16 protein-coding genes are annotated in these 15,816 nt (G+C 66.4%); 12 read left to right on the forward strand and 4 right to left on the reverse strand.

Translation table 11 applies throughout. The features are described from left to right. The 10 genes from F3K02_RS19740 to F3K02_RS19785 form a co-directional block, all read left to right on the forward strand. Positions 1-831, forward strand: an 831-nt coding sequence (locus F3K02_RS19740; protein ID WP_281362840.1) for a pseudouridine synthase, incomplete at its 5' end; no start/stop codon positions are given. Between the two features lie 95 nt (positions 832-926). Beyond that, positions 927-1,625 carry a hypothetical protein gene (locus tag F3K02_RS19745; RefSeq protein ID WP_177137317.1) on the forward strand — a complete coding sequence of 233 codons (699 nt, stop codon included), beginning with the start codon at positions 927-929 and terminating at the stop codon, positions 1,623-1,625. An 83-nt stretch (positions 1,626-1,708) separates the two neighbouring features. After that, positions 1,709-2,965: a lipase family alpha/beta hydrolase gene (locus F3K02_RS19750; protein ID WP_177137318.1), complete on the forward strand. Its 1,257-nt coding sequence runs from the start codon at positions 1,709-1,711 to the stop codon at positions 2,963-2,965. A 192-nt stretch (positions 2,966-3,157) separates the two neighbouring features. Further along, complete coding sequence (gene htpG, locus F3K02_RS19755) at positions 3,158-5,107, forward strand: molecular chaperone HtpG (protein WP_177137319.1); 1,950 nt, start codon at positions 3,158-3,160, stop codon at positions 5,105-5,107. 171 nt (positions 5,108-5,278) lie between these two features. After that, entirely contained in the window at positions 5,279-5,464 is a 186-nt protein-coding gene (locus tag F3K02_RS19760; protein ID WP_177137320.1) for a hypothetical protein, read from the forward strand. Between the two features lie 2 nt (positions 5,465-5,466). Continuing rightward, the gene (locus tag F3K02_RS19765; RefSeq protein WP_177137321.1) at positions 5,467-6,315 is read left to right on the forward strand and encodes a 2OG-Fe(II) oxygenase; all 849 of its coding nucleotides are present in this window, start codon (positions 5,467-5,469) and stop codon (positions 6,313-6,315) included. Between the two features lie 191 nt (positions 6,316-6,506). After that, complete coding sequence (locus tag F3K02_RS19770) at positions 6,507-7,910, forward strand: SAM-dependent methyltransferase (RefSeq protein WP_343067118.1); 1,404 nt, start codon at positions 6,507-6,509, stop codon at positions 7,908-7,910. A 9-nt stretch (positions 7,911-7,919) separates the two neighbouring features. Further along, complete coding sequence (locus F3K02_RS19775) at positions 7,920-9,260, forward strand: sensor histidine kinase (protein ID WP_177137323.1); 1,341 nt, start codon at positions 7,920-7,922, stop codon at positions 9,258-9,260. Continuing rightward, positions 9,257-10,462 carry a hybrid sensor histidine kinase/response regulator gene (locus F3K02_RS19780; RefSeq protein ID WP_177137324.1) on the forward strand — a complete coding sequence of 402 codons (1,206 nt, stop codon included), beginning with the start codon at positions 9,257-9,259 and terminating at the stop codon, positions 10,460-10,462. The genes F3K02_RS19775 and F3K02_RS19780 overlap by 4 nt, the downstream gene beginning before the upstream one ends. Then, positions 10,459-11,418 carry a response regulator gene (locus F3K02_RS19785; protein ID WP_177137325.1) on the forward strand — a complete coding sequence of 320 codons (960 nt, stop codon included), beginning with the start codon at positions 10,459-10,461 and terminating at the stop codon, positions 11,416-11,418. Before F3K02_RS19780 ends, F3K02_RS19785 begins: the two co-directional genes overlap by 4 nt. A 52-nt stretch (positions 11,419-11,470) precedes the next feature. On the opposite strand, the gene F3K02_RS19790 is transcribed toward F3K02_RS19785, so the two are convergent. From F3K02_RS19790 to F3K02_RS19800, 3 genes are all read right to left on the reverse strand, one after another. After that, positions 11,471-11,899, reverse strand: coding sequence for an organic hydroperoxide resistance protein (locus F3K02_RS19790; protein WP_177137326.1), 429 nt, complete (start codon positions 11,897-11,899; stop codon positions 11,471-11,473). 53 nt (positions 11,900-11,952) lie between these two features. Beyond that, positions 11,953-12,414 (reverse strand): MarR family winged helix-turn-helix transcriptional regulator, encoded by a 462-nt coding sequence (locus F3K02_RS19795; protein WP_177137327.1) that lies wholly within the window; start codon positions 12,412-12,414, stop codon positions 11,953-11,955. A gap of 184 nt (positions 12,415-12,598) precedes the next feature. Then, complete coding sequence (locus tag F3K02_RS19800) at positions 12,599-13,654, reverse strand: serine/threonine protein kinase (protein ID WP_177137328.1); 1,056 nt, start codon at positions 13,652-13,654, stop codon at positions 12,599-12,601. 39 nt (positions 13,655-13,693) lie between these two features. Between F3K02_RS19800 and F3K02_RS19805 the strand changes: the two genes are divergently transcribed. Continuing rightward, entirely contained in the window at positions 13,694-14,149 is a 456-nt protein-coding gene (locus F3K02_RS19805) for a potassium channel family protein (RefSeq protein ID WP_177137329.1), read from the forward strand. Further along, the gene (locus F3K02_RS19810) at positions 14,146-15,039 is read left to right on the forward strand and encodes a methyltransferase (RefSeq protein ID WP_177137330.1); all 894 of its coding nucleotides are present in this window, start codon (positions 14,146-14,148) and stop codon (positions 15,037-15,039) included. Before F3K02_RS19805 ends, F3K02_RS19810 begins: the two co-directional genes overlap by 4 nt. A 30-nt stretch (positions 15,040-15,069) precedes the next feature. On the opposite strand, the gene F3K02_RS19815 is transcribed toward F3K02_RS19810, so the two are convergent. Next, positions 15,070-15,672: a hypothetical protein gene (locus tag F3K02_RS19815; RefSeq protein ID WP_177137331.1), complete on the reverse strand. Its 603-nt coding sequence runs from the start codon at positions 15,670-15,672 to the stop codon at positions 15,070-15,072. Between the last annotated feature and the right edge of the window lie 144 nt (positions 15,673-15,816).

Here is a 15,816-nt window from a genome sequence, read left to right on the forward strand (position 1 = left end):
CAGCCGCACCGGCCCGACCTCGCCCGCGTCGGCAACGTGCGCGGCGAAGTGCGGCTCAACAAACGCATGGCCGACCTCGGCCTGTGCTCGCGCCGCGAGGCCGACGAATGGATCGCGCGCGGCTGGGTGCTGGTCAACGGAGAGCCGGCCGTCATGGGCATGCCCGTGGCGCCCGGCGCGAAGGTGGAGGTGTTGCCCCAGGCGCGCCACCAGCAGGCCGGGCAGGTGACGATCCTGCTGCACAAGCCCATGGGCTACGTGAGCGGCCAGCCCGAAGACGGCCACGAAGCCGCCGCCACACTGATCGGCGCGCCCAGCCAGTGGCGCGGCGACGCCCGCCACCCGGCCGACGGCCGCCGCTTCGCCCCCGAACACACGCGCGGCCTCGCGCCCTGCGGCCGGCTCGACATCGACTCCGTCGGCTTGCTCGTGCTCACGCAAGACGGCCGCATTGCGCGCCAACTCATCGGCGAAAACAGCGGCATCGAAAAGGAATACCTGGTGCGCGTGCAGTACGCGCCCAACGGCCCGCACGGCGCGGGCGTGGTCACGCAGGATGTGCAGGCCGTCTTCCCGGCGGACAAACTCGCTTTGCTGCGCCACGGCCTGAGCCTGGACGATCAGCCGCTCAAGCCGGCGCAGGTGGACTGGATGAACCCCGAGCAGTTGCGCTTCATTTTGAAGGAAGGCAAGAAGCGCCAGATCCGCCGCATGTGCGAACAGGTCGGCCTGCACGTGGTGGGCCTGAAGCGCATCCGCATCGGGAATGTGGTGCTGGGCAATCTGCCGGTGGGGCAGTGGCGGTATCTGGGGGCGGGGGAGGGTTTTTGACAAGAGTGCCACCCCGTCACCACATCTTTGTCCGCTCCCACGCCATCCTGCAAGCAAGGCGCAAACTGGAGGCCGAGTCCTACCCTCGTTTGCAGATGACCTTGATCGCGGCACTGACAGGGGCTTTCGGGTTGCTCTCGTCTTTCCTGCTGTTGCGTCAAGGCGTGGAGAGCATGGTTGTTCGATATCCGACGGCGGTGCTGTTGGCCTACCTCATGTTTCTGTTCCTGATCTGGTTGTGGCTCAGGACCAATCGTGAGGACTACGTTGATGTCCCGGACTTTTCGTCTCCGTCAAGTGGGGGGGCGGGCCCGGGATGCGGCAGCAGCGTGGAGGCCGTCGCACCGATCCGAAGTGGCGGCGGTGGCGATTTTGGCGGTGGCGGTGCGAGTACCAGCTTTGATGGAGTCGGCTCCCCGGTGGACGACGGCCCAGGTCTGGGGTCGGATATGAGCGATGCGGCTGGGGCGTTCGCGGAAGCCGACGAGCTGGCGATTCCGCTGCTGGCGGTTGTGATGGCGGTGGGGCTGGCCTTCGCCTCGCTGTACGTGATCTACATCGCGCCAGCGCTGCTGGCCGAGGTGTTGGTGGACGGTGCGCTGTCGTATGCCTTGTACCGCTACGTTCGTGGGGACGATTCCGAGCACTGGTTGGCCACGGCTGTGCGGCGCACGGTGCTTCCTTTCATCGCGACCGCGATCTTCCTGGCGGCTGCGGGAGCGGGCATGGCAGCTTACGCGCCGGGCGCGCGTTCTATTGGCGAGGTGGTGCGAAGCGGGGCTTCCGCGCCATAGGCCTGCAAGCGACGGGATGGGCCTCTGGCTGTGTATAGAGAGCCAACCCCATTGCCAGCATTTCACACCGTCCACAATGCCCCATGACCGCCCCCGCCCCACCCAACAAACCCAAACGCGCCGTGCTGCGTCACCTGCGCCCGTCGGACCTGCGGGCTGCGGCCCAACTGGCCTCGCAGGCCACGCAGGGCGTGATCAACATCACCGAGGGGGTGCACCAGTCGGTGCGTCGGCGGCTGGGGCTGTCCAGCGGGGCGTCGGCTGAGCAGGCCAGTGGCCTCACGGGACAGATCTACCAGGGCATCCGTGGCGTGGCGCACATCGTGGGCCATGGACTGGACGGGGCGCTGGCCGCGCTGCTGCCGCTGGTGGACGACCCGGCCACGTACCCCGAGGCTTCGCCCGCGCGCGAGGCGGTGCTGGCGGCGCTGAACGGCGTGCTGGGCGACCGGCTGCAGAGCTTTGGCAACCCGCTGGCCCAGACCATGGAGCTTCGGCAAGGCGGGCAGGCCTTGCCGCTGGCACCGGAGGCCTTGAAGGCGCAGCTGGGCGAACAGGCCAGCCCGCACCTGTTGCTGCTGGCGCACGGCCTGTGCATGAACGACACGCAGTGGCGCCGCAGCGGCCACGACCACGGTGAATTTCTGGCGCAGGCGCTGGGCTGCACGCCGGTCTACCTGCGCTACAACTCCGGCCTGCACACGTCCACCAACGGGCGCGAGCTGGCCTTGCTGCTGGAGCGGCTGGCGGCGGCGTGGCCGGTGCCGCTGGCGCGCATCACCATCGTGGGCCACAGCATGGGTGGGCTGGTGGCGCGGTCGGCCGTGCAGGTGGCGCGCGAGGCGGGCCAGCGCTGGCCGGGGCTGCTGCGTGAACTGGTGTTTCTGGGCACGCCGCACCACGGCGCACCGCTGGAGCGCGCGGGCCACGGGGTGGACTTGCTGCTGGCCTCATCGCCACACACGGCGCCGTTCGCCCGGCTGGGCAAGATCCGCAGCGCGGGTATCACCGACCTGCGCCATGGCCATGTGCTGGACGCGGACTGGCAGGGCCGCGACCGGTTCGGGTCATCCGAAGACCACCGCCTGCCGCTGCCGCTGCCCGAGGGCGTGGCCTGCTTCACCGTGGCCGCGACGCTGGCGGGCCAGCGCGGCCTGCTGGCCGCCCGGCTGACGGGCGACGGCCTGGTGCCGCTGAACAGCGCGCTCGGCCAGCACGACGACCCCGCGCGCCGGCTGGTGTTTGCAAAGGACAGCCAGCACATCGTTTACCGCACCGGACACCTGGACCTGCTATCCAGCGACAAGGTGGCGGCGCAGCTGGTGACTTGGTTGCGCTGATCGCTGGCGTTGCCCTCGCGAAACATTCTGCCCTGTGCCCGTCAAAGGGCTTCGACCAACTCAGCCCGAACGGGTTGGGTGGGTACGCTGCCCGAGCCCCGGGGCTTGAAAAATCCCGCGCGGCCCATAATTCACGCTCTGCGTGAGCGCTCCAGCGGGGCGCGTCTGTGTTTTTTATCTCCCTCAAGACCCATGAGCAAACAAACCCTGTCTTTCCAGGCCGAGGTGGCGCAGCTGCTGCACCTCGTCACCCATTCGCTGTATTCCAACCCCGAGATCTTCCTGCGCGAGCTGGTGTCCAACGCGTCGGACGCCTGCGACAAGCTGCGTTTTGAAGGCCTGAACAACGCCGCGCTGTTCGAAGACGCGCCCAACCTCGACGTGCGCGTGGCCTTCGACAAAGAAGCGAAGACCATCACCATCACCGACAACGGTATCGGCATGAGCCAGGCCGAAGCGGTGGAGCACCTGGGGACGATTGCCAAGAGCGGCACCAAGGATTTCATGAGCCACCTGAGTGGTGACCAGAAGAAGGATGCGCAGCTGATCGGCCAGTTCGGCGTGGGCTTCTACTCGGGCTTCATCGTGGCCGACAAGATCACCGTCGAAAGCCGCCGTGCCGGTCTGCCCGCGGCCGAAGGCGTGCGCTGGACCAGCGGCGGCACGGGCGAGTTCGAGGTGGAGGCCATCGAGCGCGCCGCGCGCGGCACCACCATCACCCTGCACCTGCGCGACGATGCGCACGAGTACCTGAGCCACTGGAAGCTCAAGTCGCTGATCACCAAGTACTCCGACCACATCAGCCTGCCGATCCTGATGCAGAAGGAAGAGTGGGACGCCGAAAAGAGCGAATACGTGCAGCAGGCCGAGTGGGAGGCGGTGAACTCGGCCAACGCGCTGTGGGCGCGCAGCAAGAAAGAGATCTCCGACGAGCAGTACGCCGAGTTCTACAAGAACATCAGCTACGACCAGGCCGCCCCGCTGGCCTGGAGCCACAACCGCGTCGAAGGCGCCACCGAATACACGCAGCTGCTCTACATCCCGGCCAAGGCGCCGATGGACCTGTGGAACCGCGACCGCAAGGCCGGCATCAAGCTCTACGTGCGCCGCGTCTTCATCATGGACGAGGCCGAGGCGCTGATGCCTTCGTACCTGCGCTGGGTCAAGGGCGTGGTCGATTCGGCCGACCTGCCGCTCAACGTGAGCCGCGAGCTGCTGCAGGAAAGCCGCGACGTGAAGGCGATCCGCGAAGGCAACACCCGCCGCGTGCTGGCCATGCTGGAAGACCTGGCGAAGAAGGACGTGGCGCCGAAGGCCGAAGAGGGCGCGGACGGTGTGACCGATGTGGTGACAGCAGAAGACAAGGCCGCGGCCGAGAAGGAGGCCGGCAAGTACTCGGCCTTCTACGCCGAGTTCGGCGCCGTGCTGAAAGAAGGCCTGGGCGAAGACTTCGCCAACCGCGAGAAGATCGCCAAGCTGCTGCGTTTTGCCAGCACCACCAGCGACGCGGTGAGCGTGAGCCTGGCGGACTACAAGGCGCGCATGAAAGAAGGCCAGGCCGCGATCTACTACATCACGGCCGACAGCATCGCCGCCGCGAAAAACAGCCCGCAGCTCGAAGTGTTCAAGAAGAAGGGCATCGAGGTTCTGCTGATGGCCGACCGCGTGGACGAGTGGGCCGTTTCGCACCTGCACGAGTTCGAAGGCACGCCGCTGCAGAGCGTGGCCAAGGGCGCGGTCGATCTGGGCTCGCTGCAGGACGAAGCAGAAAAGAAAGCCGCCGAAGCCGCGGCCGAAACCTTCAAGCCCGTGCTGGACAGGCTCAAGGAAGCGCTGAAAGGCAAGGCGCAGGACGTGCGTGTGACCACGCGCCTGGTCGATTCCGCGGCCTGTCTGGTGGTGGGCGAGGGCGACCTCTCCAACCAGCTCGCCCGCATGCTCAAGGCCGCCGGTCAGCAAGCGCCGACCAGCCAGCCGATCCTGGAAGTGAACGCCGAGCACCCGCTGGTGAAGAAGCTGGAAACCAGCGCGCACTTCGACGACCTGGCCCACATCCTGTTTGACCAGGCCTTGCTGGCCGAAGGCGGTCTGCCGGAAGACCCGGCCGCCTACGTGAAGCGGGTGAACGCACTGCTGGCCTGACACCAGCCCACAAAAGAAGAAAAACCCACCAGCACAGCTCCCCGCTGGTGGGTGGGCGTCTGGTGCTGTCGGACGCCCCGTTCAAGGCCCTCAGGTACGCGGCGGTGCTCGGTTCGTGCGGGCATTTCGGGCGGGCCTTCAAGGCGCAAGTCGCCGCTACTTGTGCCCCTCTTGATCTTGGTCAACGGCATGCTGCTGGGCTGGATGCTCAAATCTCAGGCTGAGTACTTCTTCATTCCTTCCGGGTTGGGCGGCATCGGTGTCACCCAGCTGTTCAGCAGCATCCAACCCCATCGTCCGTGCGGAGCGCCTGTTGTGAACGAAGTGCGTTGTGTTTGTTCTTTTCAGGAGTTCTGAGCATGCAGCAGTGGGATTTTGGTGATCGGTTCATTTTTGACGACCCCAGGTACGAAGCCATGGCCGCCGAAGGCGCCGCCAAGTACCGGTTGGGCACACCGTTCAACCACATGGCTTTCGACAACTTCCTGCCACTGGATGTGGCCGAAGCCATGCTCGCCGAGTTCCCCAAGGCGCAGGACATCGAGTGGCACAACTACAACCGCCCGGCCGAGCAGAAGCTGGTCTGCGTCGACGAGACCAAGTTCGGGCCGGTCACACGCAGCATGTTGTACCAGTTCAACTCCGCGCCTTTCCTGCGTTTCCTGGAAAAGGTCACGGGTATCGACAACATGATCGCCGACCCTTCGATGCGCGGTGGCGGCTTGCACCAGACCCCCAAGGGCGGCCTGCTCAAGCTGCATGCCGACTTCAACAAGCACGACGCCAACTTCCTCGACCGCCGCATCAACGTCATCTTCTACATGAACAAGAACTGGAAGGAAGAGTACGGCGGTAGTCTGGAGCTGTGGGACCAGGAGGTGACGAAATGCGAGGTCAAGATCCTGCCCGTCTTCAACCGCCTGGCGATCTTTTCGCCGACCAGCAAGACGTTTCACGGCCACCCCGACCCGCTGACCTGCCCCGATGGCGACTCGCGCAAGTCGCTCGCGCTTTTTTATTACACGAACGGCCGGCCCGCCAACGAGACCAACCAGTCCCACACCACGATTTTCGCTGAGCGGCCGCACGAGAGCATCGGTGGCATGCGCTGGCGTGTCTCGCAGGACTACATGCCCCCGGTGCTGTTCCGGGCGATGCGCCGTTTCCGGGAACGCCATCTGGCCAACACGATCCAGAAACGCGGCTGACACGGCCCGCCCATTGGCATGGCCCATGCACCCTGCAAAGGGGGCATGGGCTTCTTCTTTTCTGGCTCCCGGCATCTGCGCACGGAGCCCAGCGGCAACGGCTGCCACGCGAGATGACTACACTCGCGCACAGGGACTTCATTCCGGGGCGCCTCATCCATGGCCCCCTCCTTGTTGATAACGGCCACACCGTGCAATTCCAGCGTCCATTCGATCCTGTCGTCACCTTCCGCAACAGCCAGGGCGAGGCCGCCCGAGGAACGCTGACCAGCCTGCAGCGCCGCTCGCTGGTGATGGAGGTGTACAACCCGTACTCCATCGTGCAGGTCAGCGAAGTGCTCAGCGATCTGAGCATTCGCTCGGGCGACCGCAGCATTTACAAAGGCAAAGCGGTGGTGGTGAGCCTGCTCAACACGGGGCTGATGGCGGTGGTGTCGGTCGCCCTGATCGACGAGTGGAACGATCTGGGGGGCATCGGTCACAGCGCACGCAGTGTTTCCGAGGCGGTGAGCCGGTTTGTCGAAGAGTGGGAGTCGCGCTCCCGCATCAGCGAGGCCTACCAGGTGGTGGTCAACGATTTGCGCGCCTACTTTTCCGAAGTCACGCGCTGGCTGGACCAGGCCGACATCACGGCCGGATTGCCGCGGGACGTGCATGGTCGCGTGCGCGATGAGGTTTTTTACGAGATCGCCCGGCCGCTCATGAGCACGGTGCGCGAATACCTCGTGCGATTCGAGCGAGAAGCCGCCAAGGTGCCTCCCGAGCTGGAGTCGGCTCACCGCGTCTTCGCACAGTCCGCGATTCACCCGCTGGTGTTGCGCGCGCCCTTCGTCTACCGGACCTTTGCCAAACCCTTGGGCTACGCGGGCGACTACCAGATGGTCAACCAGATTCTGGGCGACCCGCGCGAGGGACCCAGCACGTACTTCGAACTGGTGAACTTCGTGTTCCTCCAGTCCAGCGTGGCGCAGGCGCACCGCAACCGGGTGGACATCCTGCTGGAGCGGCTGCGGGCCCTGGCTGCCCAGGCCCGCGAGCAGGGCCGACCGCTGCGCATCCTGAACGTGGGCTGCGGGCCGGCGGGCGAGCTGCAACGCCTGGCCGCCACCGACCAGCCACTGGACCACCTGGACGTGGTGCTGATGGACTTCAGCGACGAAACCCTGCTCTACACGAGCCAGAAGCTGATCGAGACGGCGCAGGCCGCCGGGCGCGAGCCGCTGAAGGTGACGTTGCGCCACGAGTCGGTGCACCAGTTGCTCAAGCGTTCGTCGCGCGACCAGGGCATTGCGCTGGACGAGCAGTACGACTACATCTACTGCGCCGGTCTGTTCGACTACCTGGCCGACAAGGCCTGCGCGCGGCTGATCGCCTACTTCGACCGGCATTTGCGTCCGGGTGGCACGCTGCTGGTGACCAACGTGCACTCCAGCAACCCGGAGCGCTTCTGGATGGAGCACTTCATGGAGTGGTACCTGATCTACCGGGATGAAGGCGGCCTCACCAAGCTGTTCCCGTCCACGCTGCCCGATGTCAAGACCTACACCGATGCGACGGGCGTCAACCTGTTCGCCGAGGCCGTCAAACCGCTGTGACGCCCAGGCATGACCGGTAACCTGAGCCCTGGCCAACTGCCTGCTTCCTACGAAGAGGCCACACACCAGCATCTGGTTTATTACAGCCGGATCACCTGCGTGCTGGCCATGGTGCTCGTTGCCGGCGGGGTCGGGCTGGATGCGGCTTTCTACCCGGAGCACTCGCATGACTTCGGGTTGGCGCGTCTCGTGGTGGTGGCGTTGATCGGGGCCGCGCTTTGGAGCTACAGCAGTTCGTGGGGCTTGCGCCACGTCAGGGGGCTCACCTACTTCTGGATTGCCCTGCCGCAATTGATGATTGCCTGGATGATCTTCAGCACCGATGGAGAGGCCTCGATCTACTTTGTCGGTCTGACCCTCGCGGTATCGGGCATCAGCATCTTTCTGCCCTTGACCTTGCTGGAGGCGCTGGTTTTCAGCGTCTTCACCATGCTGGCCTATACCCTGGCCTGTGTGCTGCGCGTCGGTGGCGTGCAGCACTGGCCGGTTCTCGCTGGTCAGCTGATGTTTGTGCTCTTCTTTTCACTCATTGCCATCACGGTGTCGGTGTATGGCGAGCGGCAGCGGCGGCAGACCTACGCCTTGCAGACCGAGGTGCAGCGTCAGAAAGACGAACTGCTGGCGCAGAACAAGGCCCTCGTCGAGATCAAGGGCCAACTGCTGCAGCGCGAAAAAATGGCCGCCATCGGCACGCTCTCGGCGGGCCTGCTGCACGAGTTGAACAACCCGGTCAACTACAGCCTCATGGCCATCAACATGGCCCAGACCCTGCCCGCCGCCAGAAGCGACGAGCTGCTCAAGGAGAGCCTGGTGGACGCCAAGGAGGGCATGACGCGCATCCAGAACATCGTCACCGACCTGAAGACCTTCGCTTACCAGAATCCCGGCGACAACAGCCAGCGGCCCTTTCTGCTGGAGCAGGCCATCCGCTCGGCCCAGCGGCTCGCCGGCCACGAGCTCAAGGGGGTGGCGGTGTCGATCGAGGTGCCGCAGGACACCCATGTGCTGGGCGACGAGCCGGCCATCATCGGCGTGCTGATCAACCTGTTCAGCAATGCGGCCCATGCATTGGCCAAGGCGCAGCGCGAACAGCCTCGCATCGACGTGCGGGTGCAGACGGAAGGCGGGCGCTTGCGCGTGACGGTCCACGACAACGGCCAGGGCATCCTGCCCGAGAACATCGGGCGCGTGTTCGAACCTTTCTTCACCACGCGCGACGTCGGGGCCGGTCTGGGTCTTGGTCTGAGCGTGAGCTACGGCATCGTGCAGCGCCATGGCGGCTTGCTGGCGGTGGAGAGCGAGGCCGGCGCCTGGACCGCGTTCACTTTTGATCTGCCGAGGCCTGAATGAACACTGTCCAAGCCGTTTCGTCCACGGATGCGGGTTCGGCCCACGCCGTGCTCATGGTGGACGACGAGCCGCAGGCCTGCAAGTGGTTCGCCCGCCTGTATGGCGACGAGTTCGTGGTCTGGACGGCCGGAGGTGTCGATGAGGCACTGGCCCTGCTCGCTGCGCGCGGCGGACAGGTGGCGGTGCTGCTGACGGACTACAGCATGCCGGGGCGCAACGGGGTTGAGCTGCTGGGCGAGGTGCGCCGGCTGTACGGACACATCGCCCGCCTGCTGGTTTCAGCCTGCGCCGACAAGGACGTTGCCATGGCGGCTGTCAACCAGGGGCAGGTGGAGAAGATTCTGGAGAAGCCACTGGATGAGGCGGCGACGCGCCAGGCTTTGCGCGATGCCCTGGCCGGCGCCCAGCGGCGCGCGCTCGATCGGGCGCTCATCGACCAGCGCGCTGCGACCCTGCGCGAAACCCTGGGCTTTCTGGCCCACGAAGTCACCACGCCGCTGGCCACGGTGCGCGGTTACCTGACCGCCATGCGCGAACGGCACCGCGATGCCCCCGAGGGCGACGGCGGCATGGCCTTCATCGAGCAGAACAAGCCGGGCGACGTTCTGTTCATGCTGGAGGCCGCCCAGCGGCGCGCCGACTACGCGCAGTCCCTGGTGTCCACCTTTGTGCAGACGGCACGCGACGCGTACCGCAGCGATGCGCCGGTGAGCCTGCGGGCCAGTGATCTGGTGGGGGCGGTGCGGGACGAGTACCCGTTTGAAGCGGGTGAGGCAGGGTGGCTGTGCTGCGATCTCTCGGCCGACTTCAACCTGCCGGGGCGGCGCGATCTGCTGTACCTGGTGCTGTGCACCCTGGTCAAGAACGCGCTGCTGGCCTTGCGCTCGGCATTGCCCGATGATCCCCGTGTGCACATCGGGCTGGGCCGCGCCGCGCTGGCGCCCGGCTTGCCGGAGCAGGCCGTGATTCGTGTGAGCGACACCGGGCCCGGCATTGCCCCGCACGTGCTGCAGCGTTTGACCCATGAGCCCGTGACCACCCGTGCCGAAGCCGGGGGTTCCGGCATGGGACTGGTGTTCTGTCGGCGGGTGATGAACTCACTCGGCGGAGCGGTCCACGTTCAATCCCAGCCGGGGCAGGGTGCCACGGTGACACTGTTTTTCCCGTGCCCGGAACAGACCCGGGCTTTGGAGCCTCTATGAAACCCGAAAAAATTCTGTACGTTGACGACGAAGCCATTGCGCTGAAGTATTTCGAGCGGCTGGTCGGTCCGCTGGCCCCGGTGATCACCGCCCTCTCGGTCGAAGAAGGCCGGGCCGTGTTGCGCGAACACGGGGGCGAGATCGCCGTGCTGGTCTGCGACCAGCGCATGCCCGGCGAACGCGGCACCGAGCTGCTGCGGCACGCGCGCCAGTACCACCCCAACATCGTGCGCATGATGACCACGGCCTACTCCGAGCTGGGCGAGGCCATCGATGCGATCAACACCGGTGAGATCTACCGCTACATCAGCAAACCCTGGGAGCTCGAGAGCCTGCGCGCCGACCTGAAGAACGCGCTGGAGCTGTCCGACCTGCGGGCCGAACGCAACGAGCTGCTGCACGACAAGCTGCTGGCGCAACAGGGCCAGCTGCTGGCCCAACGGATGGCCGCGCTGCTGATGGTGAGCGCGGCGGTGCAGCCGCAGGACCACGAAGCCGCGTTGTACCGCTTTGCCCAGGCCGCCATGGCCGGTGGCCCGGTGGCGCCCGCGGTGGACTGGAACCGGTGGGACCATGCCGACCTGCAGCAGGCGGAGGCGCGGCGGGGCGCGAGCGTGGCCGGGCATGTGCGCGACTGGCTGCAAAACTTTGGCGCCCGCCACGATGACACACAGGCCCTGAACGCGCTGGCGCAGGCGGTGGGCGGTGAACGCCTGGGCGACGCGGTCCGGTTGCCCGGAGCCGAGGCCTTCACCGCGCTGCTGGGTGCGGCGGTGGGCGAAACCGCCACGGGCGCGCAATGCGCCGGACTGGCGTGGCTGCTCTGGGTGGGTGGGCGTGCGCAGGTCGATGCGCAGGCGGATGGCTGGCGCGTGACGCTGGCGGAAGCGCCCACCATGCCGGCCGACTGGCTGGCCGATGCCATGGAGCGCCTGGGCGGCCATTCGCCCGGCTGAGTTCACCGACCCCGGGGCTCCCGGGGCCGGTACGACCGATCCGGACGGTGGATCAGACCACCGTGAGCGTCACGTCGATGTTGCCGCGGGTGGCGTTGGAGTAGGGGCAAACCTGGTGCGCGGTGTTCACCAGGTCTTCGGCCACGGCGCGGTCCAGGCCGGGCAGGCTCACCGCCAGGCGGGCCGCGATGCCGAAGCCGGCCGGGATCGGGCCGATGTCCACTTCGGCGTCGATCGACGCATCGGCTGGCACGGCGATCTTCTTCATGCTGGCCACGTGCTTGAGCGCGCCCATGAAGCAGGCCGAGTAGCCGGCAGCAAACAGCTGCTCGGGGTTGGTGGCGGTGCCGGCGCCACCCATGGCTTTGGGCGGGGTGAGCTTGATGTCGAGCAGACCGTCGTCGGTGCGCGAAGCGCCTTCACGGCCGCCGGTGGTGTGGGCACGGGCGGTGTAGAGCACTTTGTCGAGGGAGGTGGCCATGGGGGTTCCTTTGAGGGTGGTTGCTTCAGCGAAGCGGGGTGAAAAAAACAGGATCAGGCGGTGAGGCGGTTGCGCAGCGTCTGCACCTGGTGGGTCAGCGCCAGGGCTTCGGCCACGTCGCATTGCGAGGCCTGCAGCACGCAGCCCGGAATGCGCTGGGCACGGGTCTTGAGTTTTCGGCCGTCGGCGGTCAGGCGGATCAGCACGCGGCGCTCGTCGGTCGCATCGCGCAGCCGTGTGACCAGCCCGGCCGTCTCCATGCGTTTGAGCAGCGGTGTGAGCGTGCCGGAGTCGAGGTAGAGGCGTTCGCCGAGTTCCGACACGGCCACGCCGTCCTGCTCCCACAGCACCAGCAGGGCCAGGTACTGCGGGTAGGTCAGGCCCAGCTCGTCGAGCAGGGGTTTGTAGAGCTTGGTCATGGCCAGCGAGGCCGAATACAGCGCGAAGCAGAGCTGGTTGTCCAGCAGCAGGGCCTGCTCGGACAGGGTGTTGCGGGGGGTGTTGCGTGTGGCCATGGGATGAACTGTAGTTGTCAATTAAATTGTGTGCAATTTAATTGCTAAAAACCATACTGAACAAATGGCCAAGCCGGAGTGAGATGGCCCTACCCAGGGCACCGCGGAACCGGCTTTGCCGGGCCGCCAGTGCCGCCCCCTTGAGGGGGTGACGCGCGAAGCGCGGCGCAGGGGTGGGCCTTCCTCAAGCCATGAGAGGCGGGTTCTGCATCTCTTCGATCTGCTCCACCAGCATGTCCACCTGGCCCTGCCAGTAGTCGCGGCTGCCGAACCAGGGGAAGTTGATCGGGAAGGCCGGGTCTTCCCAGCGCCGCGCGATCCAGGCGCTGTAGTGAATCAGGCGCAGCGTGCGCAGGGGCTCGATCAGCGCGAGCTCGCGGCGGTCGAACAGGCGGAACTGTTCGTAGCCGTCGATCAGCGCGCCGAGCTGCTGGGTCTGCTGGCGCCGGTCGCCACTCAGCAGCATCCAGAGGTCCTGCACGGCCGGGCCGGTGCGCGCGTCGTCCAGGTCCACGAAATGCGGGCCGGCGCCGGGCTGGCCCTCGGGCGTCCAGAGGATGTTGCCGGGGTGGCAGTCGCCGTGCAGGCGGATGCACCGGATGCCGTCTTCATCGGCCGGTTGGTTCGCGCGCAGCACCGGGTGGGTTTCGATCAGCGTCAGCGCTTCTTCCAGCGCGGCGGTCCAGGCGGTCTGCACCTCGGGCGCAATGGCGTGGTGCTGCAGCAGCCAGTCGCGAGGCTCGTGACCGAAGCCGGCCACATCCAGTGGCGGGCGGGCCGCAAAGGAGCGCGCCGCGCCCACGCTGTGGATGCGCGCCAGAAAACGGCCGATCCACTCCAGCACTTCGAAGTCGTCCAGTTCGGGGCGCCGCCCGCCACGGCGCGGGCTCACCGCAAAGGCGAAACCGCCGAAGTGGTGCAGCGTCTGACCGTTGACCACCAGCGGCGGCACGGCCGGAATTTCGGCCGCCACCAGCTCGGCGGCGAAGGCGTGTTCTTCGGCGATCTGCGCATCGCTCCAGCGCTCCGGCCGGTAGAACTTGGCCACCACCTGCTCGTGGCCCTCGAACGGGCTTTCCAGGTGCAGCTGGTAGACCCGGTTCTCAAAGCTGTTGAGCGCACTCAGGCGGCCGTCGCTCCACAGGCCGATGGCGCCCAGGGCGTCCTGCACAACGTCGGGCGTGAGTGCGGTGTAAGGGTGCGTGGTGCGCTGGGCTGCAGGGGCGGGGGGCTGGGTCATGGCTGCATTGTCGCCCGTGGCCCGTGCCAGAATCGGGCGATGAAACGATCGCGTCAACGCCGCCTGCACATCATGCGCCGCGGCCTCTGGTATTCGCTCGCGCTGTGTCTGTGGATCCTGCTGATCGGGGGCGTCGGTTTCTGGTTGCTGGAGCCGGGCATCGACACGCTGCAGGACGGCCTTTGGCTGGCATTCACCACCGCCGCCACCGTGGGCTATGGCGACATGGTGCCGCGCACGCCCGCGGGGCGCGCCTTTGCCGTGTTGGTGGTGCTGCTGGGGCTGGCGGTGCTGTCGCTGGTGACGGCTTCGCTGGCGGCGATCTTTGTTGAGCAGGAAGTGCAAGACGAAGTGGTGGCTGAAGAGATGCAGATCGAACATGAGCTGATGCGAGAAATCCGCGCGTTGCGTGCCCAGGTGCAGAGCTTGCAGGACCGCATGGGGCCTTCGTCGCCCACCCCAGACAAACCCCAGAACCAGCAGGTCCGTCCGTGAAACCATCCAAGACACACAAGCCGCCGCAGAAAACCCTGCAGGAACAGCTGCCCGAACTGCGCGAAGGCCAGTCGGTCGAGCTGCTGAAGGAGCTGCACATCCTCACGCGCGAGGGCAAGCTCAACCAGGACACGCGGCGCAAGCTCAAGCAGGTCTACCACCTGGTGCAGTTCATCGAGCCGCTGCTGGCCTCGGTGCTGAAGGAGCGCGGCGACGTGACACTGGCCGACCACGGGGCCGGCAAGTCGTACCTGGGCTTCATCCTCTACGACCTGTTTTTCAAGGCCAAGCCGGTGGGCTGGGTGTACGGCGTCGAGTCGCGCACGGAGCTGGTGGAGAAGTCGGCCGCGCTGGCGGCCCACCTGGGCTTTGAGCGCATGCGCTTCCTGGCCACCACCGTGCAGCAGGCGCTGACCGACCCGGACCTGCCGCCGACCTTCGACGTGGTGACCGCGCTGCACGCCTGCGACACGGCGACCGATGACGCGATTGCCTTCGGCCTGGCCAAGCAGGCGCGCCACATGGTGCTGGTGCCGTGTTGCCAGGCCGAGGTGGCGAGTGTGATGCGCAGCAGCAAGGCACTGAACCTGTCGCGCACACCGCTGGCCGAACTCTGGCGCCACCCGCTGCACACGCGCGAGTTCGGCAGCCAGATCACCAACGTGCTGCGCTGCCTGCAGCTCGAAGCCCACGGCTACAGCGTGACCGTGACCGAGCTGGTGGGTTGGGAACACTCGATGAAGAACGAGCTGATCCTGGCGAGCAAGACCGGCCCCGGTCACCGCGCCCAGCGTGAGCGGGCGGGCGAACGGCTGCAGCAGGTGCTCGACGAACTGGGGTTGCAGGTGCTCCGGTCGCGCTTCGGCGTCGCCGAGCAAGCCGCCGCCTGAGCGGCTGTTTCCCTGGCGGGAGAGGCCCGCTTATTTGCCGGCGGGCTTGGGCACCGCCGGCTTGTTGCCGTTCGCTGGTGTGCTCACACCCAGGCGTGTGCCGATCGACTGTTCGAGCGTGCGCAGCTTGGTCTCGATGTTGCCGCGCGTGTCGGCCACGAGCTTGACCTGCAGCGACTGCTGCATCTCACCCAGGTGCTGCTGGTATTTGGCGTATTCCGGCGATTCGAGCAGGGTGACGATCTTGCGCAGCTCGTCTTCGGAGAACTTCTGATCGAGCACGGTGCCCACGGTGCTGGGGGCGAGCTGAATGGCGCGATTGCGCACCAGCGGCACGGCTTCATCCAGGTACTTTTTCGTATCGGCCTGGATGTCTTTGGCCACGGCCTCCTGCTTGTCGGCGGCGACACGCGAGCGCAGGGCCACGGCCGCGCCGTCCAGCATCTCGGCCGCGGGCTGCTCAGCCAGTGTGCGGGCCAGCGATTCGATGCCCGGCTGCTGCAGTTTGAGCAGGCGGGTGACCAGCTCCTTTTTGGCCGGGGTGGAGGGGGTGGGGGCCTGTGCGCTTGCAGCGGTCGCGGTGAGCAGCAGTGCAAGGGACAGGGCGGCGGTGTTCAGCGATTTTTGGATCATGCGGCATGTTACCCACAAAGCGGCGGCGCTCTGGAGACGCATGTAACCAGAATGAGGCATTTGTGACCGTGGGGCCCGGTCTCGAACCCAGCATTGACGCCTCGCTCCGGTAAGACCGTGGGATGCGCAGGATGTAACCGACCC

This window comes from Hydrogenophaga aromaticivorans (assembly GCF_013387465.1).
Taxonomy (GTDB): Bacteria; Pseudomonadota; Gammaproteobacteria; order Burkholderiales; family Burkholderiaceae_C; genus Hydrogenophaga; species Hydrogenophaga aromaticivorans.